The sequence below is a fragment of the Niabella digestorum genome (assembly GCF_036409055.1).
Lineage (GTDB): Bacteria > Bacteroidota > Bacteroidia > Chitinophagales > Chitinophagaceae > Niabella > Niabella composti.
Map to the genome: position 1 here is coordinate 579,772 of NZ_JAZGLY010000001.1, position 23,794 is coordinate 603,565.

23 protein-coding genes and 5 tRNA genes are annotated in these 23,794 nt (G+C 40.5%); 23 read left to right on the plus strand and 5 right to left on the minus strand.

Going from position 1 to position 23,794, the window contains the following annotated elements; all coding sequences use genetic code 11:
• Positions 1-96 precede the first annotated feature (96 nt).
• The 8 genes from V2H41_RS02450 (at position 97) to V2H41_RS02485 (ending at position 8,922) form a co-directional block, all read left to right on the plus strand.
• The gene (locus tag V2H41_RS02450; protein WP_330973530.1) at positions 97-1,569 is read left to right on the plus strand and encodes a hypothetical protein; all 1,473 of its coding nucleotides are present in this window, start codon (positions 97-99) and stop codon (positions 1,567-1,569) included.
• 148 nt (positions 1,570-1,717) lie between these two features.
• Positions 1,718-2,911, plus strand: coding sequence for a tryptophan synthase subunit beta (gene trpB, locus V2H41_RS02455; RefSeq protein WP_330973531.1), 1,194 nt, complete (start codon positions 1,718-1,720; stop codon positions 2,909-2,911).
• Positions 2,912-2,932: 21 nt separating this feature from the next.
• Entirely contained in the window at positions 2,933-3,544 is a 612-nt protein-coding gene (locus V2H41_RS02460; protein WP_330973532.1) for a GNAT family N-acetyltransferase, read from the plus strand.
• A gap of 14 nt (positions 3,545-3,558) precedes the next feature.
• Positions 3,559-4,350, plus strand: a complete 792-nt coding sequence (gene trpA, locus V2H41_RS02465; RefSeq protein ID WP_330973533.1) for a tryptophan synthase subunit alpha — start codon at positions 3,559-3,561, stop codon at positions 4,348-4,350.
• Positions 4,351-4,455: 105 nt separating this feature from the next.
• Complete coding sequence (locus V2H41_RS02470) at positions 4,456-5,529, plus strand: redoxin domain-containing protein (protein WP_330973534.1); 1,074 nt, start codon at positions 4,456-4,458, stop codon at positions 5,527-5,529.
• Between the two features lie 66 nt (positions 5,530-5,595).
• Complete coding sequence (locus V2H41_RS02475; RefSeq protein WP_330973535.1) at positions 5,596-6,081, plus strand: hypothetical protein; 486 nt, start codon at positions 5,596-5,598, stop codon at positions 6,079-6,081.
• Positions 6,082-6,320: 239 nt separating this feature from the next.
• Positions 6,321-8,168 carry a membrane protein insertase YidC gene (yidC, locus tag V2H41_RS02480; RefSeq protein WP_330973536.1) on the plus strand — a complete coding sequence of 616 codons (1,848 nt, stop codon included), beginning with the start codon at positions 6,321-6,323 and terminating at the stop codon, positions 8,166-8,168.
• A 94-nt stretch (positions 8,169-8,262) separates the two neighbouring features.
• Positions 8,263-8,922: a hypothetical protein gene (locus V2H41_RS02485; RefSeq protein WP_330973537.1), complete on the plus strand. Its 660-nt coding sequence runs from the start codon at positions 8,263-8,265 to the stop codon at positions 8,920-8,922.
• A gap of 62 nt (positions 8,923-8,984) precedes the next feature.
• On the opposite strand, the gene V2H41_RS02490 is transcribed toward V2H41_RS02485, so the two are convergent.
• The gene (locus V2H41_RS02490) at positions 8,985-9,344 is read right to left on the minus strand and encodes a hypothetical protein (RefSeq protein WP_330973538.1); all 360 of its coding nucleotides are present in this window, start codon (positions 9,342-9,344) and stop codon (positions 8,985-8,987) included.
• Between the two features lie 201 nt (positions 9,345-9,545).
• Here V2H41_RS02490 and V2H41_RS02495 point away from each other — a divergent pair, with 201 nt between their 5' ends.
• The 3 genes from V2H41_RS02495 (at position 9,546) to V2H41_RS02505 (ending at position 12,592) form a co-directional block, all read left to right on the plus strand.
• Complete coding sequence (locus tag V2H41_RS02495; protein WP_330973539.1) at positions 9,546-10,967, plus strand: tetratricopeptide repeat protein; 1,422 nt, start codon at positions 9,546-9,548, stop codon at positions 10,965-10,967.
• Between the two features lie 126 nt (positions 10,968-11,093).
• The gene (locus V2H41_RS02500) at positions 11,094-11,864 is read left to right on the plus strand and encodes a phosphosulfolactate synthase (protein WP_330973540.1); all 771 of its coding nucleotides are present in this window, start codon (positions 11,094-11,096) and stop codon (positions 11,862-11,864) included.
• On the plus strand, positions 11,864-12,592 hold the full coding sequence (locus V2H41_RS02505) for a shikimate dehydrogenase family protein (RefSeq protein WP_330973541.1): 729 nt from the start codon (positions 11,864-11,866) through the stop codon (positions 12,590-12,592). The genes V2H41_RS02500 and V2H41_RS02505 overlap by 1 nt, the downstream gene beginning before the upstream one ends.
• A gap of 52 nt (positions 12,593-12,644) precedes the next feature.
• Here V2H41_RS02505 and V2H41_RS02510 read toward each other — a convergent pair whose 3' ends face one another.
• Positions 12,645-13,520, minus strand: a complete 876-nt coding sequence (locus V2H41_RS02510; protein ID WP_330973542.1) for a cupin-like domain-containing protein — start codon at positions 13,518-13,520, stop codon at positions 12,645-12,647.
• A gap of 74 nt (positions 13,521-13,594) precedes the next feature.
• A complete protein-coding gene (locus V2H41_RS02515; RefSeq protein ID WP_330973543.1) occupies positions 13,595-14,188 on the minus strand; it encodes a riboflavin synthase in 594 nt (197 codons plus the stop codon).
• A 106-nt stretch (positions 14,189-14,294) separates the two neighbouring features.
• Between V2H41_RS02515 and rpsU the strand changes: the two genes are divergently transcribed.
• The 11 genes from rpsU to nusG all read left to right on the plus strand — a co-directional run bounded on the left by rpsU (position 14,295) and on the right by nusG (position 18,958).
• Positions 14,295-14,495 (plus strand): 30S ribosomal protein S21, encoded by a 201-nt coding sequence (rpsU, locus tag V2H41_RS02520; RefSeq protein ID WP_330973544.1) that lies wholly within the window; start codon positions 14,295-14,297, stop codon positions 14,493-14,495.
• Positions 14,496-14,556: 61 nt separating this feature from the next.
• A complete protein-coding gene (locus V2H41_RS02525) occupies positions 14,557-15,459 on the plus strand; it encodes a tyrosine-type recombinase/integrase (RefSeq protein WP_330973545.1) in 903 nt (300 codons plus the stop codon).
• A gap of 113 nt (positions 15,460-15,572) precedes the next feature.
• Positions 15,573-15,872 (plus strand): HPF/RaiA family ribosome-associated protein, encoded by a 300-nt coding sequence (locus V2H41_RS02530; RefSeq protein ID WP_330973546.1) that lies wholly within the window; start codon positions 15,573-15,575, stop codon positions 15,870-15,872.
• A 225-nt stretch (positions 15,873-16,097) separates the two neighbouring features.
• Positions 16,098-16,170: transfer RNA gene (locus tag V2H41_RS02535), tRNA-Thr, on the plus strand.
• An 11-nt stretch (positions 16,171-16,181) separates the two neighbouring features.
• Positions 16,182-16,264: transfer RNA gene (locus V2H41_RS02540), tRNA-Tyr, on the plus strand.
• Positions 16,265-16,305: 41 nt separating this feature from the next.
• Positions 16,306-16,378 (plus strand) — tRNA-Gly (locus V2H41_RS02545).
• 81 nt (positions 16,379-16,459) lie between these two features.
• A tRNA-Thr gene (locus V2H41_RS02550) sits at positions 16,460-16,531 on the plus strand.
• Positions 16,532-16,687: 156 nt separating this feature from the next.
• A complete protein-coding gene (gene tuf, locus V2H41_RS02555; RefSeq protein WP_330973547.1) occupies positions 16,688-17,875 on the plus strand; it encodes an elongation factor Tu in 1,188 nt (395 codons plus the stop codon).
• Between the two features lie 149 nt (positions 17,876-18,024).
• Positions 18,025-18,098 (plus strand) — tRNA-Trp (locus V2H41_RS02560).
• A gap of 69 nt (positions 18,099-18,167) precedes the next feature.
• Positions 18,168-18,365, plus strand: coding sequence for a preprotein translocase subunit SecE (secE, locus tag V2H41_RS02565; protein ID WP_330973548.1), 198 nt, complete (start codon positions 18,168-18,170; stop codon positions 18,363-18,365).
• Positions 18,366-18,367: 2 nt separating this feature from the next.
• Positions 18,368-18,958, plus strand: coding sequence for a transcription termination/antitermination protein NusG (nusG, locus tag V2H41_RS02570; RefSeq protein ID WP_330973549.1), 591 nt, complete (start codon positions 18,368-18,370; stop codon positions 18,956-18,958).
• A gap of 94 nt (positions 18,959-19,052) precedes the next feature.
• On the opposite strand, the gene V2H41_RS02575 is transcribed toward nusG, so the two are convergent.
• The gene (locus V2H41_RS02575) at positions 19,053-20,249 is read right to left on the minus strand and encodes a hypothetical protein (RefSeq protein WP_330973550.1); all 1,197 of its coding nucleotides are present in this window, start codon (positions 20,247-20,249) and stop codon (positions 19,053-19,055) included.
• A 25-nt stretch (positions 20,250-20,274) separates the two neighbouring features.
• Positions 20,275-22,083, minus strand: coding sequence for a L,D-transpeptidase family protein (locus V2H41_RS02580; RefSeq protein WP_330973551.1), 1,809 nt, complete (start codon positions 22,081-22,083; stop codon positions 20,275-20,277).
• A 214-nt stretch (positions 22,084-22,297) separates the two neighbouring features.
• On the opposite strand from V2H41_RS02580, the gene atpD reads away from it, so the two are divergent.
• Positions 22,298-23,794: a F0F1 ATP synthase subunit beta gene (gene atpD, locus V2H41_RS02585; RefSeq protein WP_330973552.1), complete on the plus strand. Its 1,497-nt coding sequence runs from the start codon at positions 22,298-22,300 to the stop codon at positions 23,792-23,794.

Here is a 23,794-nt window from a genome sequence, read left to right on the forward strand (position 1 = left end):
AGTGTAAAAATTACAATGCCCAGTAGAAGTACAGATACGTTGTTTCAATTAGTAAAGTCTCTTCAGAAATCAGAAAAGAGAAATTTGAAGCTTTTTGTGAAAAGGAATTCCGGTTCGGAAAGCTTCAAGAGTATACAGCTATTTGATGCCTTGGACAAGATGCAGGAATACGATGAAGCTTTGCTGCTTAAAAAGGTGCCCAGTGTGAGTAAAGCGCAACTGTCTAATACCAAAGCATTATTATATCGTCAGATATTAAGTAGCCTGAGGGTACTCAAAGAAGATCGCAACATTGACCAGCAATTACATGAAATGCTGGATTTTGCCCGCATCTTGTATAATAAAGGTTTGTATCATCAGACCTTGAAAATGCTGGAAAAAATTAAGGACATGGCACGTACGCATTATCAACTTACGTACTTACAACAGGCGCTCTTCTTCGAAAAGAAAATAGAAGCTTTATATATCACGCGCAGTCTTACTACAAAGGCTGATGAACTAACTGATGAGTCGCAGAAGGTCAATACTACCATCAGCAGCATCAATAGTTTGTCCAACCTTACTTTACAACTATATGGCTGGTATATACAAAATGGTCATGCCCGTAATGAAAAAGACATGAAAGTGGTGCAGGCTTTCATGGACTTGCATCTTAAAACGGATATTGGAGACAGTTTTTATGAAAAGGCTTATCTATATCAGAGTTATGTTTGGTATGCCTATATCCGACTCGATTTTCTGATGTATTATCGATACAGCCAAAAATGGGTAGATCTCTTTGAGCAAAACCCCAAAATGATAGAGGCAGAAACAATTATGTATGCCAAGGGAATGCACAATTTGATGGCAGCACATTTTAATCTGCTAAATCACGATAAGCTGGCTGCCACCATCAAGAAGTTTAAAAAATTTGCGCAGAGCAGTTTAGTGCAGAATATCGATAACAACCGCATTGTAACGTATGTGTATTTGTACACGGCAGTAATCAATCTGCATTTTCTGGAAGGAACTTTCCAAAAAGGGTTGAAAATGGTGCCTTTCCTGGAGGAGATGCTGGTGAAGTATGGGAAATACCTCGATCGTCATAGAGTGATGGTGTTCTACTACAAAATCGCCTGTCTGTATTTTGGCAGTGGCGATAACAGTAAGGCCATAGACTATCTGAACAGAATTATCAATCAGAGAGATGATTTACGGACTGACTTACAGTGCTATTCTAGACTGTTGCATCTTATTGCGCATTACGAGTTGAAAAACTATAATCTGCTGGAGTATCTGATTAAATCCGTATATCGTTATATGGCTAAGATGCAGAATTTGAGTAAAGTGGAGGAAGAAATCTTTGCCTTCTTAAGGCGTGCATTGAAGTTCAATGAAAAGACCATCAGGCCTGAGTTTGAGAAGCTATTGGCTAAGCTGAAGAAGTATCAGGAAAATCGCCTAGAAGCTCGAGCTTTTGCCTATTTGGATGTTATCAGCTGGCTGGAAAGCAAAATATCCGGCATAAATGTGCAGGATGTAATTCGATCTAAATATCTGCGTGCAAAAAGAGGAAAATATACCCGTTAAGCTTTTTATATAGCACATCGGTAGGATTATATTGTAAGAAGACGTCGATAATATTTTCGTTTACACTCTTAAGCGTCCTGTTTGTGCTGAGGCAATAATGGCGTACAGTTTCCTTATCTTTACAGCCCCTAAAACGTATTTGACAATAATGCAATCAAGTTATAAAGAACCCAACGAGCTGGGTTACTACGGCGAATTTGGCGGTGCTTATATTCCGGAAATGCTATATCCCAATGTGGAAGAGCTTCGTGTCAATTATCTCGAAATTATCCATAGTGCTTCTTTTCAAGAAGAATATAAGGGTTTGCTGAAGGATTATGCCGGACGTGAAACTCCCTTGTATTATGCATCTCGTTTATCACAGAAGTATAATACTAATATTTATTTGAAGCGTGAAGACCTCTGTCATACAGGAGCCCATAAAGTGAACAATACTATAGGCCAGATATTGGTGGCAGAGCGTTTGGGTAAAAAGCGCATTATAGCCGAGACTGGGGCCGGACAGCATGGTGTGGCCACGGCAACAGTGTGTGCGCTGAAAGGACTGCAGTGTATTGTGTATATGGGTGAAAAAGACATTGAGCGTCAGGCCCCCAATGTGGCTCGTATGAAAATGCTAGGAGCTACGGTGGTACCAGCTACCAGCGGCAGCCGCACTTTAAAAGATGCTACGAATGAAGCCATTCGTGATTGGATTAATCATCCCGAAGAAACGTTTTATATTATAGGAAGTGTAGTGGGACCTCATCCTTATCCGGATATGGTGGCCCGCTTTCAGAGTGTTATCAGCAGTGAGATTCGTACACAGCTGAAAGAGAAAACAGGTACGGAGTTACCTAAGGCCGTTATTGCTTGCGTAGGAGGTGGAAGTAATGCCGCAGGTACTTTCTATCATTTTCTAGATGAACCTTCAGTAGATATCATCGCTGTAGAAGCAGCAGGTTGTGGAGTACATTCTGGTAAAAGTGCTGCAACGACTCAATTGGGCCGTCCAGGTATTCTGCATGGTAGCAAAAGTTATGTAATGCAGACCGAAGACGGTCAGGTAGTAGAACCTCATAGTATTTCTGCCGGACTGGATTATCCCGGTATCGGACCGCTACATGCGAATTTACACGCCACCGGGAGGGGTAAGTTTTTGAGTGCAACCGATCAGGAAGCATTGGATGCAGCTTTCGAATTAGCGCGTCTGGAAGGTATTATTCCTGCCTTGGAAAGTGCCCATGCGTTGGCTGCATTGAATAAAGTGCAATTTGCGAAAGAGGATAATGTTGTGATATGCCTTAGTGGTCGTGGAGATAAGGATATGGATACTTATATGAGAGTGATGGCCACAAGCTAAACACTTTTTAGAGAGAAAGGAATGCACAGTTCGGATACCATGAATATTGATTTTGCCAAGGATTATATTTTAGAGGATGAGCGTGTACTATTGAGGCCGCTGCAATTAGGTGACGATGCGCATTTGAATATTTTTTATGAACAGGAACCCGATCTGTGGAAGTATTTTCCTATAGGCTCAGCACCGGTAGATCATGGAATGAAATATTATGTAGAACAGGCAGTGCAGGCTAGAGTAAACGGATTGCATTATTCCTTTATCGTATTTGACAAAATCAAGAACGCTTATGTCGGTTCTACGAGGTATTATGATATATTTCCGGTGCATAACGTGCTGAGCATAGGTAATACATGGTATGGCAAGGAGTTTCAAGGTACTGGTTTGAATAAGCATGCCAAATATCTATTGTTACAATTCGCTTTTGAGAATATAGGCGCTGTGCGTGTACAGTTTGAGGCTGATAATACCAATGAAAAAAGTATAGCGGCTATGAAGAGCTTTGGGTGTACAGTAGAAGGCGTATTGCGCAGTAATAGAGCTATGCATGGAAGAAGAAGAGATACCATTGTGCTCAGCATATTAAAAGAAGAATGGTTGCAGCATGTAAAGGATCATCTTAGAAGAAAATTATAAATGCAATTATATTGATGAGCAGAATAAAGCAATTATTTGAGCGTAAGAACAATCATGTACTGAATATTTATTGTACTGCCGGCTTCCCCAAGTTGGATAGTACATTACCCGTGATGAAGGCTTTGCAAGAAAGCGGTGCCGACATCATTGAGTTGGGGATGCCTTACAGCGACCCACTAGCCGATGGTGTTACCATTCAGAATAGCAGTACGGTGGCTATCGCCAACGGTATGAATATGCGGGTACTGTTTCAGCAGTTAAAGGACATGCGTAAGGCACCGGAAGAGGGAGGTATTGGTAATGACATACCTGTGGTGCTGATGGGCTATATGAACCCGGTACTGCAGTACGGCTTTGAAAAATTCTGTGCCGATGCAGCTGCAGTAGGAGTAGACGGACTCATTTTGCCGGATATGCCACCTCATGAGTTTGAAGGAGTGTACCGCTCTATTATTGAAAAGTATCAGTTGGATTTTATTTTTCTGGTAACTCCCGAAACTTCGGAAGAGCGTGTTAGAAAACTCGACAGCTTAAGTAGTGGGTTTCTCTATGCCGTGTCTTCGTCCTCTACCACCGGAGGTGAAAAAGATTTTGAGCAAGTGGCAAAATATTTGCAAAAGTTACAGAGTTATAAATTGAGGAACCCGATTATGGTAGGTTTTGGTATTAAAGACAAACAGTCGTTTAATAAGGCCTGCCAATATGCCAATGGGGCCATTATAGGTTCGGCATACATCAAGTTTATTCAGCATGCTCAGTCGCCCGAGGTGATTACAAAGAGTTTTGTGCAAAGCATTATCAATTAAGTAAGACATCGCGTACTGCAACCATGAATTTTATTATTGCGCCTATCGTGTTAATTTTAAAGAGTGGTTGAGCACGTTTCTATCGCAAATTTTAAATAAAAATTAATGAGGATTATTATTTGTATTCTGTCCCTGTGGTTGCCTGTGCTATCTTGGGCACAAAAGCTTAGCTTGTCAGGAATGTTGAAAGGATTACCTGATAGCACTAAGATTGTATTGGTAGATCTTCAGAACCCTGGGACACCTTTGGCTGAAACGTTCTCAAAATCCGAAGCTTTTACTTTATCTGCATCGCTTGCAGAACCATCGATAATCGGGTTAAGTATAGGCGATTCCACCAGAACAGCTTTGTTTGTTGGCAATGAGGACGTAAAACTTACAGGTTCTTTACAGCAATCACCTGATGAATGGGAATACACCGGTTCATCGATACAAAACTCTTTTATAGATTATCAAAATACTTTTGCTCCCAAGTTTAAAAACTTAAATGCGCTGGTGATGGAGTTGCAGAGTCAGGATGGTACGCTTGTGGGCAATAAGAAATTGCAAGACGCACTTGATGATATTCAAAATGCTGTTGATGCTTTTATTGCCAAGTATCCGGCTTCTCCTGTGAGTACATTGGCTATTTTATCAATCATTGGTATTACGGATAATACAAGTCTGCTCGAAAAACGCGCGAAAAGCCTAAAAGAGGAGGCTTTAAATAATGTACTGGGCCAGCAATTGAAGAAAGCAATTGAGGATGCTCGTTTTAATGCAGTAGGAGAGACGGCGTTGGATTTTTCACAAACCGATACTGCCGGAAATATGGTATCTCTAGCACAGTTCAGAGGTAAGTATGTATTGGTAGATTTCTGGGCCAGCTGGTGTGGTCCTTGTCGCAGAGAAAATCCTTTCCTAGTAAAAGTCTTCGAGAAGTATAAGGATAAAAACTTTACAATTCTTGGTGTTTCGCTGGATGAGGACCGTGATGACTGGCTCGATGCAATTAAAAACGATGGGTTAAAATGGACACATGTAAGCGATTTGAAAGGGTGGGGTAATGAGGTAGCAGTAAAATATCGCATTTCAGCCATTCCTCGTAACTTTCTGATAGATCCCGAAGGAAAAATTATCGCCAGAGACTTAAGAGGAGATGCCTTGGCTGAGAAGCTCAAAACTTTATTCGGAGAATAATAGAGGATTGTTTTTAAGTAATTTTGGCATTACAATTGTTGCTCATATAACTATAATTTTAATCGTATGAACAAACTACAGTTTTTAAGATTGTCCCTATTTGTGGTGATCTTAGGGTTGAGCGCTTGTTCAACCAGTAAAAGTGCAATTGCTCCCAGAAAAGATTTTGTAGGTAATTGGGAAATTATCTCTGTAAGAGTAGAGGGAGCTGAAGGAAAATTGAACATAACTGCATTTGACGATGCAGATTTAAACTGTTTTAGAGGTAGTACCTGGTATTTGCCTAGCAATGGCTACGGTTCTTATACCATAAACAATGGTGAGTGCCCGTCAGGTGCCCGCCAGATTTTGTGGTCGCAGCGCGTAAACGGAGGAGCCACTTTATTCAACTTTAAAAAGATGGATGGTGTAAGGAAAAAAGACTCTAAGGATATCCTCGAGGGTTACTCACTAGAAGTCACTTCTTTTGAAGGAAACAGCTTTACACTGCGTAGCCCTGTTCTATTCGAAGGGAAAACGATTTATATCGTATATGAATTCTCAAGACGCTAATTAGCTGATAATTATCAAAGAATATTAAATCCGGCTGGGAGGCCGGATTTTTTATTTTGTTTTGTAGAAATGCCGTGTCCACTATGATAATAATATATGTGTAAGGCCAATATACATTTCTGGTGTAAAAGAAGCATTTGTAGGATATATAAGCTAAGTATATATTGCTCAGTGTCGCCACAATGCTTATCTTTGCGCCTCCCCGAAGGAGTTCTTCGGGCAAAAAATGTAAGCTTATAATGAAGTTTGATCGTAACACCGTCATAGGGTTTGCACTTTTAGCGTTACTCTTTTTCTTTTATTTCTATTACAACTCCAAGCAATACGCTGCAATACAAAGGGAGCAAGCAATTAAGGACTCGATTGAGAGGGCCATGCGTCCGCAGGTGGACACTGCTGCAGCATCTTCTGATGCTGCTAATATTCAGGCGCAATGGTACGCAACCAGAGCTGGTATTTTTCAGCAGGCTGTTGCGGGAGAAGAAGAACTCGTAGTAGCGGAAAACAGTGTGTTTAAAATTGCATTTACTAATAAAGGTGGCCAACCTAAATATGTGGAGCTGAAAAACTTCAAAAATACAGCTAACAACCAGCCGGTACAATTGGCAGCATCCGACTTCGATCAATTGATTTATACTATCAATACTGCTCCGAATCAAAGTATGCTTACCAACGAGCTGTATTTTAGTGGAGGTAAGGTAGAGCAGGGACCATCCGGTTCGCAAATTGTAACCTTTGAACTAAACGGAGGCGATAGTGCCAGCACACGCAATTATATTACGCATCAGTATATCATTTATCCTAACAGCTATAAAGTTGATTTCAATATTTTACTATCACAACCCCGTAGTCTACTTACTGATGGAAAACTTAATCTGACCTGGCAGTATGAAGCTGCTCAGCAGGAAGCCGATCTGGAATTTGAAAAACAAAATACACAGATAGGTTATATGGAAAACGGTAGCTTTGACTACCATTCCATAGGTCGTACCAACAGCGTGGGTTTTGATGAAACGGTTGAGTGGATTGGTGTAAGACAACGTTTCTTTAATACTTTCCTTATTGCAAAAGACAAGTTTGCGAAAGGACGAATGGATTGGACCATGCCTAGCGATACAGGCCATGTGGTAGTGCGCTCTACTGCTAATATGCAGTTGGCCGTAAATGCCGGCGCTCAAGCTACTGTGCCATTAAGCATCTTCTATGGTCCAGCAGATTACAATATATTGAAACGTGAGGGAGGAGGTTTAAGTAAGCTGATTAACTTGGGCCAAGGTGTATACGCTTTTGTGAGGCCGATTAACCAGTTTATCATTATCCCCATTTTTAATTTCTTCAAGGGATTTGTAGGAAGTTATGGTATTATCATCGCCTTATTGACCTTAGTAATACGGTTACTTATTTCGCCACTTACCTATAGTAGCTATCTCAGTGGCGCTAAAATGAAAGCCCTGCGACCGGAAATTGCCAAGCTGAAGGAAAAATTTGGCGATGACCAACAGGCGATGAGTATGGAGCAAATGAAGCTATTTAGAGAGGCAGGGGTAAATCCATTAGGAGGTTGTGTGCCGGCATTGTTGCAAATTCCTATATTCTTTGCTTTGTATAGCTTCTTCAGTTCTAATGTAGATCTGCGTGCTGTAGACTTTTTATGGGCAAACGATTTATCGGCATATGACGATCCTATTAAATTTGGATTCAATATACCGCTGTTAGGTAGTCACCTTAGCTTATTTACTATCGCGGCAGTGGTAACCAGTTTGCTTATCTCTTTATACAGCATGAGTCTAACTCCGGACCAAAGCAATCCGATGATGAAATACATGCCTTATATTATGCCTGTATTTCTATTGTTTATCTTCAACAAGCTTCCATCGGCGCTCACCTGGTATTATACCGTATCTAACATTATTACATTGATATTACAGTTCGTTATTCAGAACTATATTATCGATCATAATAAAATATTGGCCAAGATTGAAGAGAACAGGAAAAAGCCTAAAGTCAAGTCGAAATGGCAAGAAAGGCTAGAGCAAATGCAGGAGCAACAACGCCAATTACGAGAGCAACAGCAGAAAAGAAAATAGTTTAAAAATCCGGGTTATTGACAGCCCGGATTTTTTGTAAGCAACTAATTTTTTATCTTGTATCGTCTAATACAAATACTGAATAAGGTTAGATATGAAAATGAAACTTTTAATACTGCTGCTACTCACCGCGCAATATACATTTGCCCAAAAACGGCTTACCGAAGCCGTAATTTACTACGATGTAGTGATCAACACCTCCAACGAGACGCCTCAAGCTGCTGATATGCTGGATGGTTCTACTAATATTATTTATGTAAAGGGCAATCTGAACCGGTCTGATTTTATCAGTTCACTGGGATCCCATTCTACAATATTTGACGCCAAGGACGGATCGGCAGTAAACATCAGAGATTATGGAAATAAGAAATTCATGATTACTTACACTCCCGAGGAGTGGAAGGTGTATAATAAGAAATACGAGAGTGTTACTTATAAGATAGAAAACGAATTCAAAACTATAGCGGGTTATAAGTGCCAGAAAGCGATTGGTAAGCTTTCGGATGGTACTACGTTTACGGTGTACTTTACCAAAGACCTCTTACCCTTAAATGCCGATTTTCAGTATATCAATAAAAATCTTCCGGGCTTGGCCATGCAGTATGATGCTACAAGAAGTGGCACAAAGGTAACCTTTACCGTTTCTAACATAGAGTTTTCAACCGTACCCATGGCAAAATTTGATATTCCCAAAACAGGGTATAGGGTAATGTCTTATACAGAATTCAGGAAGCAAAATCCTTCTGGAAAATAAATGTGTTAAAACATGATAAAAAAATCCCGCTGATCAGCGGGATTTTTTAATAAGATTTAAAATTACTTCGCTGAATAATTCCTTAAAACTTCGTTAGGATTGAATGTAAGTTTGTTCAGAATAGCTTTTTTCTTGTGGGGCAATACATAGCTGTTCTGGCTTTTCTGAAATGTAATGTTATTAGCCCAGTTAAAGCTGCTATTCTTACTAATTTCAGAGGGAACATCAATGATGTTTTCACCCTTGAAATACATGCCAGAGCGCAGAGTAAAGGATTGGTTCAGTTTTTCTTTCTTACTTCCTATGGTATAACCTTTTGGTTTTTCTTTTCCATAGGTATCAGCATATACTTCCTCTGCGGCTATGGCAACAACCGAAAAGGAAAATATAAACGCTACGTTAAAAAATAATGCCTTTAGCATAATTTTACAGTTATTAAAATATCGCACACTACAAAGATACATATTTTTACCATAATATACACTTAACTTTAGGATTTTGTTAACATTTTTTTAAGTAGTCCAAGTTTTTCACATTTGAGGAAAACTAACCCGTTATCAAGTTGTTGTAATGTTATACATTTATTGTGGACTTGATTTAGTGTGTAATTAAAAAGACTTTGTATGAAGGAATTTTACGACGAGGAGAGAGACGAGCTGGAAGAATTGTTGCAGCAATATGACAATTTGCGAAAAGGGAAGGCAGTTTCTTACCTTGAGGAAGAAGCTTTTGAAAAGCTTATTGAGTACTTCGAATCGCAGGAACAATATATAAAAGCATACCAGGCGGTAGAAATCGCCATTGAACAGTTCCCTTATTCTGCAAGCTTTCTTATTAAAAAAGCCGATCTTTTAATGAATAAGCAACGCTACCAGGAGGCACTGGAGCTGTTGGATCAGGCTTATATCTTCGATAAGAATCATATAGATCATTTTATACTTAAAACGGAAGCTCTTCTGGCTCTGGATCGGCAGGAAGAGGCGGTAACTTTGCTTAACGAAGCTTTACAACATTTTGAAGGAGAGGAGAGAATTGATTTGCTGTTTGAATTAGCCGATGTTTATGATGATTACGAAGACTTTGATAAGGTATTTGACTGCCTAAAGGAAATATTGCTGCAGGATCCTAATAATGAGGAAGCACTTTATAAAATTTGCTTCTGGACCGATTATACCGGCCGCAATGCCGAAAGCATTGAGTTGCATAAAAAAATTATCGACGAATCTCCGTACAACGAACTGGCTTGGTTTAACCTGGGGGCCGCTTATCAGGGCATCAAGCTTTATGAGAAAGCTATTGATGCCTATCAGTATGCATTGGCCATAGATGAAAAAATGGATTATGCATACCGCAATATTGGAGATGCATACATCCGACTGCGCAAGTATAAAGATGCCATTGAGTATCTTGAAAAAGTAGTGGAGCTGTCAAAGCCCGAGGATGTGATTTATGAGGCGATGGGCTATTGTTATGAGAAAATGAAAAACTACGCGCAGGCAAGATTCTACTATCGTAAGGCTTATCATCTCAATCCAGAGGTAAGCCATCTGCTTTATAAAATTGCCTACACTTACTTTCAGGAAAATAAATATGAACAGTGTGTGAAGCAGCTGGAAGTAGTGTTGAAAATGAAGCAGAATAAGGCAGAGTACCACATTTTGATGGGCCAGTGCAAAATGTTATTGGGCTATACCAAGGAAGCTATTCAATACTTTACCCATGTGGTACGTTTAAAACCCAAGTCCTCCAAAGGTTGGGAAGCATTAATTCGCTGTTTGTATTGTGCCTATTACTACGAACAAGCATTGGATCAAACCGAGCAGGCATTAATTATGACCGGAGGGAAACCTATTTTTCTATACTTCAAAGCGCTGATTCATCTGGCGTTGGGTAAGAAAAAACAAGCCTTAATTTATCTGGAAGAAGCATTAATTCAATCTCCTTTACAATTAAAGAAAATATTGCAAGTAGAGCCATCTATTTTACAACACCAACAGGTGGCAGATCTTATACTGAAATATAAGAAACGTAAAAAAGGCAATTGATATTGAAAGGTATTTATTATATCGGCGATAGATTTTTTATAGCTGATATGATAAAGTGGGCCCTAGTTATGCACTCATTTTTGAGTAATATATAATACATTTGCCGCTATACTAATTTAACCAGGGATGAAGTTTAATCTGACTCAATTACCGGAAAGAAATAAGCAACCCCGAAAATCCGGTCTTACAATGGTGATGGATAAAGGCTTAAGCCTTGAAGAAGCAAGAAACTTTATGAGCGTTGCGGCTCCGCATGTAGATTTAGTAAAACTGGGGTTCGGTACAGCAGTCGTTACTCCCCATCTCGAAGAAAAAATAGCTTTGTACAAATCGCATGGCATGGCCGTGTATTTCGGGGGTACCTTGTTTGAAGCATATGTAATCAGAAATCAGTTTGAGGATTATATTGCTACCTGTAAAAATTTTGGAATTGATTACATGGAAGTAAGTGATGGTTCTATTGTAATTCCTCATGCTGAGAAGTGTAGTTATATTGAAAAACTCACCCAATATGGGACCGTATTGAGTGAGGTAGGTAGCAAAGATGCCACTCATATTATTCCTCCTTACAAATGGATCGAATTGATGAAGGCAGAGTTGGAAGCCGGTTCTTCCTATGTTATTGCGGAGGCCAGAGAAGGAGGTAATGTGGGAATCTACCGCGGAAGCGGAGAAGTAAGAGAGGGTTTGGTGCAGGAAATCTTAACACAGATTCCTTCTGAGCGTATTATCTGGGAAGCGCCTCAGAAAGAACAGCAGCTGTACTTCCTCGAACTGATAGGTTGCAATGTCAATCTAGGAAATATTCCGCCTAATGAAGTGGTAGCATTGGAAGCTATGCGCATCGGCTTGCGTGGGGATAGTTTCTATTTTTATCTCGATAAAAAAACATCGTAATGCGGTTATTTGGGCTTATCGGCATGCCGTTAGCACAATCTTTTTCCAAAAAATACTTTACCGAAAAGTTCGAGAAGGAAGGTATTGCCGATTCGATGTATGAGTTATTTCCATTGGAAGAGATTCATCAACTGTCGGATTTGCTGTTGCGGCATTCCAATTTGGAAGGGTTGAACGTTACCATTCCTTACAAAGAGCAGGTATTGCCCTATTTGCACGCCATAGATGAAGAGGCAAAAGCCATAGGTGCGTGTAACTGTATCAAAATAAAAGATGGGAAACTTACCGGCTTCAATACCGATGCGCCCGCTTTTAGGGAGTCGTTATTGCAACAGTTGCAACCGCATCACAACAAGGCATTGGTACTGGGAACAGGGGGTGCAGCCAAGGCTGTAGTACATGTGCTGCGCGGTTTAGGTATACCATTCACCTATGTGTCTCGCAGTTCGGGTAGCGGTTTGGTTTATGAAGAACTTTCCCGGGAAATTATGGAAGAGTATCCCCTCATTATTAATACTACGCCGCTAGGCAGTTTCCCCAAAGTGGATACGGCACCGGCTATTCCTTATGAATATCTTACCGAGCGGCACTATTTGTACGATCTGGTTTACAATCCAGCCAAAACGCTTTTTCTGCAGCAAGGAGAGGAGCGAGGGGCTACTATCAAGAACGGATATGAAATGCTGGTAGGGCAGGCCGAACTAAGTTGGAAAATCTGGAATACATAAAATAATAAAGCCTCGGACACCGAGGCTTTATTATTTTTAAAGAGTAGTACTTTTATTTTGCAAGTGACAATGCTTCATTAGCTTTTTGGTACACCAAGGCTCGCTTTTTTTCGTACCACCATTTGGGAGCGGTTTTTTTCATGAGGGTATCAATGTTTCGCATACCGAACAGATTCCACACGCCACGCAGTTTTCCGATAAGGCTTTTCTGTAATGCACGCAGGCTCATGGCAAAACCTGCATCTAGGTATTCCATGTGATGCCAGTAACCGGCCGGCATGAACAGCGTGTCGCCGTGCTCGAGAATTACCTCATACCCTTTGGCAAGTTTTACTGCAGGGAAGTTCTCATAATCGAAATTTTCGTAGTACCGGGTATAATCGGCCAGACTCAATACTTCCCAGGGTTTGCGATAAAGTTTGTACTGTTCTTCAAATGGGAAAAGTAATACTCTTTTGCGTCCTACAAATTGGGTGTGCAGTATATGGCTCATGTCGATATCGAAGTGCATATGGGTTACGGCACCTTCTCCACCTACAAAAAGCATTGGGAATCGCTTTACAAAACCGCTCATGTATTCATCGGGCCATGTAAAATCACTGACAATTTGTGGTGCATGCTGGAAAATATTAAATAGGAAGATGCGTAGGTCTACGGGGCCTTTTTGCACCAGTTGTAGGTATTCGCCAAACTTCATATATCCGTCGGCAGTGTTGATGGGCGTATAAGAGTCGCTCTTTACGTTGTTGTACACCCCAACTTCTTTATCTCCTACAATCTTGATAAAGAAATCCCAGTTCCATTTGTTATAAGCCGGCCATTTTTTAGAAAGGTCTTTAATGACTACCGGCTTGCCTGCGTTGTAATATTTGCTCTTAAATTCCTCAGGAGAAAGCGTATCAAAAGTATCAACAGTTTGTAACTGCATATTATACGTTTATAATTGAGTGATGCAAAGTTAAGTGTCTAGGGGATAATCTTTACGGATAATTTAAAGAGGTGTTATTTTTCGCTTAGTTGTTGGTGGCGCAAAATATATTTCCCGATCACATCAAACTCAATGTTTACGCTATCGCCCTCTTTGACCAATCGGATATTGGTATGTTCATAAGTATAGGGTATAATAGCAACCTTGAAAGTATCTTCACCTACATCAAATACAGTAAGGCTAATTCCGTTCACGCAAGCCGAACCTTTTTCAATGACGAGCGGAGCAAACTTTTTGTCAAAGCTGAAGATATATTCGTGACTGCCGTTTTTTTCGGTAATAGATATGCATCGGGCAGTACTGTCTACATGTCCCTGTACGATATGGCCATCGAGGCGGCCGTTCATGAGCATACAGCGCTCTAGATTTACAATGTCTTTTTCTTTGAGTGCTCCCAGATTGGTTTTTTTTAACGTTTCTTCAATGGCAGTTACAGTATGTATATTGCCTGCGACTTCCTCTACGGTAAGACATACGCCGTTATGGCTGACACTTTGGTCGGGCTTTAATTCAGAAGAAATTGCACTTTCTACGGTAAATGTAATGCCGGAGCCTCTGGGGGTAATGTGTTTGACGATACCCACTGCTTCAACAATTCCTGTAAACATGGTGCTAATTTCTATTAAATAGGATTCTGGCCAAAATATTTGTTTGTTAAAAGTAAAATATTATCTTTGCAGCCTTAAAATTTTTACCAAAGGAGGTATATACATTATGCTAATTATCGATTCAAAAGACTGCGAAAACATAGACAAGGCGTTAAAGAAGTACAAGAAAAAGTTTGAAAAATCAAAAATCCTGCTTGAACTTCGTGAGCGTCAGCACTTTACAAAGCCATCTGTAAAGCGTCGTAACCAGATTCTGAAGGCGATTTACAAGCAGCAGATTGCTAGCGGCAAAATTGAAGTGAAATAAGCATTGAATTGAACGAAATTTGGATAAATTGCAGTCCCGCATATTATTGCGGGACTTTTTTATGTTGCTGCATTTTAATGAACATATCAGCACTTTTATCAGCCACCTGAAATTTGAGAAAAGGTACTCTCAGCATACCATTATCGCCTATGAAGGAGACCTAAGCGAATTCTCTGTGTTTTTGCTAAGTACATTCGGTGAATTACCGCTTTTTGAGGTTAGTTATCAGCATATCCGCAGCTGGTTAGCCGAGCTAAAGGAGGGAGGATTATCTTCCAAAAGCATCAATCGTAAGATATCGGCTTTAAAATCCTTCTTTAAGTTTCATCTTAAGTTGGGAAACATACGGTCTAACCCGACCACCAAGGTAGTTACACCCAAAGTCAATAAACGGTTGCCTGCATTCGTCAAAGAAGAAGATCTGCATCAACTGACGCATGCTTTAAAAATGAGCACCGAAGACTGGAAATCACTTAACGGGTACATGCTGGTACATTTGTTTTATGCCACCGGCATGCGTCTTAGCGAGCTCATCAATCTGAAGGAACGGCAGATCGATTTTAGTCGTCGGCAGGTAAAAGTGTTGGGTAAGGGTAATAAGGAGCGTAGTATTCCACTTGCATCCGAAATCCTGGATTCGATTCAGCGATATATGGATTTAAAACGGAAGGAGTTTGCGGAATATGCCGAAGAGTTGCTAGTAACGGAAAAAGGAAAGAAAATGTACCCTAAATACGCCTATCTGTTGGTGAAAAAACAGCTAAGCCAAATTCCTACACTAGATAAGAAAAGTCCGCATGTATTGCGTCATACTTTTGCCACCCATCTTGTCAACAAAGGAGCCGAGTTAAATGCCGTAAAAGAACTACTGGGTCACGCCAGTTTGGCGGCTACTCAGGTGTATACGCACAATACCATCGAAAAGCTCAAAGAGATCTACCGCAATGCCCATCCCAAGGCCTAAAATTATATAGAAAACTTTAGCATTTATTTTTTGCAACTCGCCCCTTTTTTCATTAACTTTATTACGAACCAGTTCTTTGATAGTATGAATTATTCACTTTTAAATATATAGCTATGAATGTGAACATTCAAACGGTAAATTTTGATGCGGACCGGAAGTTGCTTGACCTTGTTAAGCGTAAGATGCAAAAGTTAAATACTTTTCACGACCGCATCATAGCCTCTGACGTGTTTTTAAAGCTGGATAATGTGGTGCATCACATTAAGGACAAGATTGTGGAGATTAAGGTACATGTGCCGCGTCATAGTTTTTTTGTGAAGTGCTCCAGTAAATCCTTCGAACAGTCGTTTGAAAACGCATTTGATTCACTCGTCAACCAAGTGAAGAGACGTAAAGAAAAAATGATTGCTTAAATACACAAATAATTATCCAGCCTCGTTCTAAAAAACGGGGCTTTTTTATGCAAAAAATAGAGTGTCCAAATTGTTCTTATTTTTTTGAAAAAAAATCTTGCAAAAGGTTTTTGAACTTTCAATTTTTCCCTTACCTTTGCCTTCCCAAAATCGAAAGTGGTAGTTGAATTGCTTGTGCAAGTGAGAGTTATCAGTGGTTTTAAGTTCTTTTAGATAGTTATTTAAGCCGAAGTAGCTCAGCTGGTAGAGCAACTGATTTGTAATCAGTAGGTCATGGGTTCGATCCCCTTCTTCGGCTCTCTCAAAAATGGGTAAGTAGCCAAGTGGTCAACGGCAACAGACTGTAAATCTGTCCTCTTCGGAGTTCGGTGGTTCGAATCCATCCTTGCCCACAGTTCTTTGAGAACTATTTAAAACTTTTACTGATTTATAGGCGGGAGTAGCTCATTTGGTAGAGCGGTAGCCTTCCAAGCTTCAGGTAGCGAGTTCGAGCCTCGTCTCCCGCTCTTTTACTTGGTAGATGGCAGATGAGAGTGGGGAGTTGGCGGGCGATAAGCAGTCAACTCGCGATCAACTGCCACTGACACGCCGTTGTAGCTCAGTGGTAGAGCACTTCCTTGGTAAGGAAGAGGTCGTGAGTTCAATTCTCATCAACGGCTCCGCTATTAGTTTGAGATGAGCGTTAGGGCAGTGAGTGGCTGCGGCGCTGCATGCTGGAGCTAATGAGATTTGGAAACTAATAATGTATTAATTTGCTCCCGAAAATATTTTCGGGAAAACTCATAAATACAAAAACAACTTTAAAACAGATAACAATGTCAAAAGAGACCTTTAAGAGGGAGAAACCCCACGTTAACATTGGTACTATTGGTCACGTTGACCATGGTAAAACTACTTTGACCGCAGCTATTACTTCTATCCTTTCTAAACAAGGATTTGCTGAGGCAAGAAAATATGATGATATTGACGGAGCTCCTGAAGAAAAAGAAAGAGGTATTACTATCAATACCGCTCACGTGGAATATCAAACAGCTACTCGTCACTATGCACACGTGGATTGTCCCGGTCACGCTGACTACGTGAAAAATATGATTACTGGTGCTGCTCAAATGGATGGTGCTATCCTGGTTGTGGCTGCTACCGATGGTCCTATGCCTCAAACAAAAGAGCACATTCTGCTGGCTGCACAAGTAGGTGTACCTAAAATGGTGGTGTTCTTGAATAAAGTGGATTTGGTGGATGATCCTGAACTGTTGGATCTGGTGGAAATGGAAATCCGTGAAGAACTGAACAAACGTAACTTCGACGGGGATAACACTCCTATCATTAAAGGTTCTGCAACCGGTGCTTTGGCTGGTGAAGAAAAATGGGTTAACGCCATTAACGAACTGATGGATGCAGTAGATAACTGGATTCCTCTGCCTCCTCGTCCGGTTGACTTACCGTTCCTGATGTCTGTAGAAGACGTATTCTCTATCACTGGTCGTGGTACTGTAGCTACAGGACGTATCGAAAGAGGTCGAGTTAAAGTGGGTGATCCTGTTGAAATCGTAGGTTTGATGGAAAAACCGCTGACTTCTACAGTAACTGGTGTGGAAATGTTCCGTAAAATCTTGGAAGAAGGTGAAGCTGGTGATAACGCAGGTCTGCTGCTGCGCGGTATCGAGAAAACTCAGATCCGTCGTGGTATGGTAATCTGTAAACCAGGCTCTATCACTCCGCATACAGAATTCAAAGCTGAAGTATACGTACTGAGCAAAGACGAAGGTGGTCGTCACACTCCGTTCTTCAACAAGTATCGTCCTCAGTTCTACTTCCGTACAACTGACGTAACCGGTGAAGTTGCTCTTCCTGAGGGAACTGAAATGGTTATGCCTGGTGATAACACTTCTATCACAGTTAAACTGATCCAGCCTATTGCGATGGAAAAAGGTCTGAAATTCGCTATCCGCGAAGGTGGACGTACAGTAGGTGCTGGTCAAGTAACTGAGATCATTAAGTAATCAGAGCCCCCATTTCCCTATAAAGGGAGTATTTGGGCAGGTTTGAAATAAATTTGCAAAGTACTTGGGGTATCTCCAGGTACTTTGTTTTTAAAAGAAAGCTCTTTTTATAATAAAATATTGTCAAGCTTTTAAAGCTTGACATTTATACGGGTATAGTTCAATGGTAGAATAGCGGTCTCCAAAACCGTTGATCAGGGTTCGAATCCTTGTACCCGTGCCACAAATTCATATATTTACTTCGTACCTTTGCAGAGACGGAGTAGGGTGTATGAATTTTAATCCCTAAGCGATGAGCAAATTTGGAAATTATATAAAGAACAGCTACAAAGAGCTGGCTGAAAAAGTAACTTGGCCCACTTGGGCACAGTTACAGCAATCTACCATGATTGTACTGGTGGCCACAATTATTATCACCCTGATTGTGTGGGTAATGGATTTTATTGCGGGCGGTGGCCTAAATTTATTGTACAAAATTTTATATAGCTAACAATGGAAGGAAATACTGTTGGAAATACTGCTGCGGAAACTCCACAACAAGATACCAAATGGTATGTGTTGCGTGTGGTGAGCGGTAAGGAGCGCAAGGTGAAAGAGTATCTTGATAAAGAAATCGCGCGCAGTCCTTTTAGCAATGTGGTAAAACAGGTGTTTCTTCCTGTAGAAAAAGTATATAAAGTGCAGAACGGGAAGAAAGTGATGAGGGAACGTAACTACTACCCCGGATATGTAATGATCGAAGTGGTGGATGGAAAGATGAGCGATGATTTAAGGGATATGGTAGTAGGTACTAACAGTGTTATTCATTTTCTCGGAAAAGAAAACCCTATTGCATTAAGAAAAGCAGAGGTAAATAAAATGCTTGGCCGCATGGATGAAATGAATGAGGCCGGCGGCGTTAATATGGTAGAACCTTACATTGTAGGCGAAACTATTAAGATTGTGGAGGGACCGTTTAACGACTTCAATGGCGTGATTGAAGAAGTGAATGACGAGAAGAAAAAGCTAAAAGTGATTGTAAAAATATTTGGCCGCTCTACTCCTGTAGAACTGAACTACATGCAAGTAGAAAAAATTATTTAATTCATACTCATCAAAGAATATTAAAACCATTCCGAATTCTCGGAATGGTTTTTTGTTTGTATGCTTGAATGATTCTAAAAATACACTTTTATATTTAGTGTAGAATAGGGTGCGGTTTAAATTCTTTTTCCCTATCGAACAAAAATCTGTATGTTGTTAGTTTACGAGTGCGTTGTGTACCCAGTGATTCTGCTACATTAATCATTTTGGGATTAAACTCGCCAATCCATTGCATTTCGTATTTGTCGTAGATAGGTTTGCCCACAATGTATTGTCCGTTTTCTATCTTCAGTCTTTGCATCAGCTTACAGCCTTCTACGATTAGATAGGCATCCACGCCTTTACCTTGAAATTCCGGTACTATACCAAATACAAGCCCTACGAATTTGGTGCAGCGTTTTGTTTTCTTATACCATAAGAATTTCAGTTTGTCCAGCAATCCAAATTTTCCATTCAGATATTTGAACCATTGGTTCAGGTCGGGCAGATTAATCCATATACCAATAGGTTCGCTCTTGTAATAGGCAATCCAGCTGATTCGTTCATCCATTACGGCTTTCATAGATTGAAACATTTTAAGCACAGTACGCTCTTCAATTTGCTTCATGCCACCATGACCTGCCCATGCTTTGTTGTAAACAACGGTAAAATCTTTTGCGTACTTAGCCAGATTGCTGATTTTGATATTATCTGCAGAAAAATTAGGGTCTTTAGATATGGCAGCATGGCGCTCATAGAATTTTTCATGCAGACGGTTTTTAACTTGTAGTCCGAAGCAGATTTGATTAAAAAAAGGCTTGAATCCGTAGGTCTCGAAGAGATTTTTATAATAAGGTTGATTATAGTTCATTCGGTAAAGAGGTGGTTCAAAACCTTCCACCAGTAAACCCCACCAAGTATCTCTTTCACCAAAATTGATAGGGCCGTCCATTGCTTCCATACCTTTTTCGGTTAGCCAGTTTTTGGCAATATCAAAAAGCATATTGGCCGCCTCCTGATTATTAATACAATCGAAAAACCCGATACCCCCTACAGGAATATCGTCGCCTTTGTTTTTATATTTCTTATTGACAAATGCTGCTATGCGGCCAATTAAATTGCCCTGATTGTCCTTTAAAATCCATCGCTTAGCTTCCCCAAAGCGAAAAGCTTTGTTCTTTTCCTTATCAAAAACATCATAGATATCTTTATCTAAAGGGCGGATATAATTAGGATCTTCTCTGTTGATAAGAACATTTACCTGAATAAACTCTTTTACCTGTGCCGGTGTAGTAACTTCAATCAGATTCATTTTGCAAAAATAGGGAGCCGCGTCATCATATGGTCGAGTCGGCAATATTCTTCGTCTTTTTTAGGGTATCCTCCATTTTTATGGTTGAGTCTCTGCGCAGAGTTCGATTCAGAGAATCTTTTCTTTGTTGTTCTTTTAGTTTTGCCATGTCTTTCGCGCGTTGCAAACTATCTGCAATCGCTTTTTTGCGTGTATAGCTCGTGCCTACACTGTTCAGGAACATTTTCTGAGCAACAATAGCGTCGTGTCCGTAAATGTCTTCTCGAAAATTCAATACACTACTATCATTCACCCAAGCGGTGAAGTAAGTAATCAGCACGGGTACAGGATTTTTTACCTTTACGTATTTTTCTTTATAAGTGCGCATCAAACTGTCCACCTTCTTTGTATTGTACCTAACGGAGTCATCTAAAATATACACAGCCAACTTAGTAGGTTCTTTCAGACGGATACAGCCGTGACTGAAGCTTCTTTTATCGCGATTAAAAAGGCTTTTAGCCGGCGAGTCGTGGAAATAGATATTATAGCTATTGGGAAACAGAAATTTTACTAATCCCAAAGAGTTCCAAGGGCCAGGTTTTTGCCTTACCTGACCTTTTACAATTTCCATATGATGTTTTTGCAAGTAAGCAGCACTAGGCTTACCGTTCATCTCGTTTTTAACGATGCTTGGAGGGATGTTCCAATAAGGGCTAAACACGATAGTGCTGAGTCTTCCGGTGAAGACAGTAGTGTTATTACCTTCTTTACCCACCACTACGTCCATATTCCACGCGGGTTTGCCATTCTCGTAAACGTGAAGACGAAATTCTGGTATATTGACCATAATGGAGCGGCCATATTCTTTTTTAGTATCACTCGGTAGCCAGCGCATACGTTCCATGTTGATAAGAATTTGCTGTATACGTTCTTCTACAGGAACGTTTACGTCTTTTAGGAAGGTTTGTCCGGCAGTCCCGTCGGGCTTATAGCCATAAGTCTTTTTTATGGCATTTACGGCGGTTACCAGTTCGTCGTCATATACATTTGTTATAGCACTATCGGGTGTGTCGAGAAAACCCTCGGCTTTTAAGCGTTTTTTGAGCATCCCTACGGCGATGTCTGTATAACCTTTTTTCATTACCTCTACTTTGCTGTTCACTATTGGCCATCCACCGCTGTCTTTAATGCGCTTGTACTTGATAAGCTGATTGCGAAGTTTAATGTACTGCGGATTATGCGGAGCATATTCATCAGCATATTGTCCGCTATGGCTTAGCGCGGAGTCCAGCATGGCCTCCAGCGTAAGTTTCTTTTTAGGTATGTACCATTCCAAAGATTTTATATTGAAAGTGGGATCGTCTGCATAGGCATGATCGGCATATATATAAAAGTATTTGGTAAGTAACACTTCGAGATTTTGGTATAAAGAGTCGTTTTTGGGCCTGACATTACCGGCGGTAATCAATTTTTCCATTTTTTCTGTAACCCAGGAATCATATACCGCTGAATCTTTGGAATAGTTAAGATAGTTTTTAAGTAAATTCCAGAAGGAGATTGTATGCTCAGGTAGGCCTTCCTCTGAAAACCAAGCATATTGGTAATTGCGGCTATTGTAAAAGCTTCTTATCCGATTGGTAAGTGTATCACCCAGGTCAAGCTGATGTAAAATATCTTTTACCACAAAACTGTCAATAAAAAGCGAATTGAAAGCATTGGTGGTGTCTATAGTAACATCTACTTTGGTTACTGGCTTTTCTTCTTTGACTGTTTTTTCTTTTTTAGACGATGATTGGCAGGAGAGAACCCCTAATGTAGCAGTTAGTACAATTCCAAGCAGTAGCTTAATATTCATGGACACTTAAAACTTAGCGTAAAAATAAGGGGAATTGCTACAGAAACAATAGGTATTAGTATATTTTATTATAGATAATGTGTGCAGAAGATGATTTTACCGGGCAGAAGGGGGCAACTTATATTTAATGTGAATAATTTATAACGGTTCTGCAAAATAATCCACTTAGAAACCTTACTTTTGCACCCACAAAAATAACCACACTAATTAAAATATGGCAAAGGTTGGTAAAATTAAGCAAGTTATCGGAGCCGTAATTGATGTGCAATTCGACGATTCGCTCCCCGAAATTTATAATGCGTTAGAACTTACAAAAGATAATGGCGACACGCTGGTACTGGAAGTACAGCAGCACCTAGGTGAAGATACTGTTCGTACTATTGCGATGGATGGAACAGAAGGCTTGGTGCGTGGTACAGAAGTACGCGATACCGGAAGACCTATTACTATGCCTACCGGTGATAAAATTAAAGGTCGCTTGTTTAACGTAACCGGAGATCCGATTGATGGACTTCCAGCGGTACCAAAAGAAAATGGGCGCCCTATACATGCCATGCCGCCTGCATTTGAGAATCTGAGTACCACTGCGGAAGTATTATATACAGGTATTAAAGTAATCGACCTGATTGAGCCATATGCGAAAGGTGGTAAGATCGGTTTGTTCGGTGGTGCTGGTGTGGGTAAAACAGTATTGATTCAAGAGCTGATTAATAATATTGCTAAAGCCTATTCTGGTCTTTCAGTATTTGCCGGTGTGGGTGAAAGAACCCGTGAAGGTAATGACTTAATGCGTGAAATGATCGAGGCCGGTATTATGAAATATGGTGAGGACTTTAAGAAGAGCTTGGAAGAAGGTGGCTGGGATCTGAGCAAAGTAAATTTTGAAGAATTGTCTGATTCTAAAGCAACCTTCGTATTCGGACAAATGAACGAACCTCCGGGAGCTCGTGCTCGTGTTGCTTTGAGTGGTCTGACTATTGCCGAGTATTTCCGTGATGGTGATGGCGAAGGAAAAGGAAGAGACATTCTGTTCTTCGTGGATAACATTTTCCGTTTCACTCAGGCGGGCTCTGAGGTATCGGCCCTGTTAGGTCGTATGCCATCTGCTGTGGGTTATCAACCAACCTTGGCTACAGAAATGGGATTGATGCAGGAGCGAATCACTTCTACTAAAAATGGTTCTATTACATCGGTACAGGCGGTATACGTACCAGCGGATGACCTTACCGACCCTGCGCCAGCAACAACCTTTGCTCACCTGGATGCAACAACCGTATTAAGCCGTAAAATTGCCGACTTAGGTATTTACCCGGCTGTGGATCCTCTGGATTCTACTTCTCGTATCCTTACTCCTCAAATTGTGGGTGAAGCACACTACAATTGTGCCAACAGAGTGAAAAGTATTTTGCAGCGCTATAAAGAACTTCAAGATATTATTGCGATCTTGGGTATGGATGAACTGAGCGATGAGGATAAAATGATTGTTGCTCGTGCTCGTAAAGTACAGCGTTTCCTTTCTCAGCCGTTCCATGTAGCGGAGGCATTTACCGGATTGAAAGGGGTGCTAGTACCTATCGACGAGACTATCCGTGGTTTTAATATGATCATGGATGGTGAAGTGGATGAATATCCTGAGGCTGCGTTTAACCTCGTAGGTACTATCGATGAGGCTATCGAAAAAGGTAAAAAATTATTATCCGGCAACGCTTAA

What these genes read in the sequence shown, in the direction of transcription:
- trpB (WP_330973531.1), top strand. Translation starts at nt 1,718, where the DNA reads ATGCAATCAAGTTATAAAGAACCCAACGAGCTGGGTTACTACGGCGAA.
- V2H41_RS02460 (WP_330973532.1), top strand. Translation starts at nt 2,933, where the DNA reads ATGCACAGTTCGGATACCATGAATATTGATTTTGCCAAGGATTATATT.
- trpA (WP_330973533.1), top strand. Translation starts at nt 3,559, where the DNA reads ATGAGCAGAATAAAGCAATTATTTGAGCGTAAGAACAATCATGTACTG.
- V2H41_RS02470 (WP_330973534.1), top strand. Translation starts at nt 4,456, where the DNA reads ATGAGGATTATTATTTGTATTCTGTCCCTGTGGTTGCCTGTGCTATCT.
- V2H41_RS02475 (WP_330973535.1), top strand. Translation starts at nt 5,596, where the DNA reads ATGAACAAACTACAGTTTTTAAGATTGTCCCTATTTGTGGTGATCTTA.
- yidC (WP_330973536.1), top strand. Translation starts at nt 6,321, where the DNA reads ATGAAGTTTGATCGTAACACCGTCATAGGGTTTGCACTTTTAGCGTTA.
- V2H41_RS02485 (WP_330973537.1), top strand. Translation starts at nt 8,263, where the DNA reads ATGAAAATGAAACTTTTAATACTGCTGCTACTCACCGCGCAATATACA.
- V2H41_RS02490 (WP_330973538.1), bottom strand. Translation starts at nt 9,344, where the DNA reads ATGCTAAAGGCATTATTTTTTAACGTAGCGTTTATATTTTCCTTTTCG.
- V2H41_RS02495 (WP_330973539.1), top strand. Translation starts at nt 9,546, where the DNA reads ATGAAGGAATTTTACGACGAGGAGAGAGACGAGCTGGAAGAATTGTTG.
- V2H41_RS02500 (WP_330973540.1), top strand. Translation starts at nt 11,094, where the DNA reads ATGAAGTTTAATCTGACTCAATTACCGGAAAGAAATAAGCAACCCCGA.
- V2H41_RS02505 (WP_330973541.1), top strand. Translation starts at nt 11,864, where the DNA reads ATGCGGTTATTTGGGCTTATCGGCATGCCGTTAGCACAATCTTTTTCC.
- V2H41_RS02510 (WP_330973542.1), bottom strand. Translation starts at nt 13,520, where the DNA reads ATGCAGTTACAAACTGTTGATACTTTTGATACGCTTTCTCCTGAGGAA.
- V2H41_RS02515 (WP_330973543.1), bottom strand. Translation starts at nt 14,188, where the DNA reads ATGTTTACAGGAATTGTTGAAGCAGTGGGTATCGTCAAACACATTACC.
- rpsU (WP_330973544.1), top strand. Translation starts at nt 14,295, where the DNA reads ATGCTAATTATCGATTCAAAAGACTGCGAAAACATAGACAAGGCGTTA.
- V2H41_RS02525 (WP_330973545.1), top strand. Translation starts at nt 14,557, where the DNA reads ATGTTGCTGCATTTTAATGAACATATCAGCACTTTTATCAGCCACCTG.
- V2H41_RS02530 (WP_330973546.1), top strand. Translation starts at nt 15,573, where the DNA reads ATGAATGTGAACATTCAAACGGTAAATTTTGATGCGGACCGGAAGTTG.
- tuf (WP_330973547.1), top strand. Translation starts at nt 16,688, where the DNA reads ATGTCAAAAGAGACCTTTAAGAGGGAGAAACCCCACGTTAACATTGGT.
- secE (WP_330973548.1), top strand. Translation starts at nt 18,168, where the DNA reads ATGAGCAAATTTGGAAATTATATAAAGAACAGCTACAAAGAGCTGGCT.
- nusG (WP_330973549.1), top strand. Translation starts at nt 18,368, where the DNA reads ATGGAAGGAAATACTGTTGGAAATACTGCTGCGGAAACTCCACAACAA.
- V2H41_RS02575 (WP_330973550.1), bottom strand. Translation starts at nt 20,249, where the DNA reads ATGAATCTGATTGAAGTTACTACACCGGCACAGGTAAAAGAGTTTATT.
- V2H41_RS02580 (WP_330973551.1), bottom strand. Translation starts at nt 22,083, where the DNA reads ATGAATATTAAGCTACTGCTTGGAATTGTACTAACTGCTACATTAGGG.
- atpD (WP_330973552.1), top strand. Translation starts at nt 22,298, where the DNA reads ATGGCAAAGGTTGGTAAAATTAAGCAAGTTATCGGAGCCGTAATTGAT.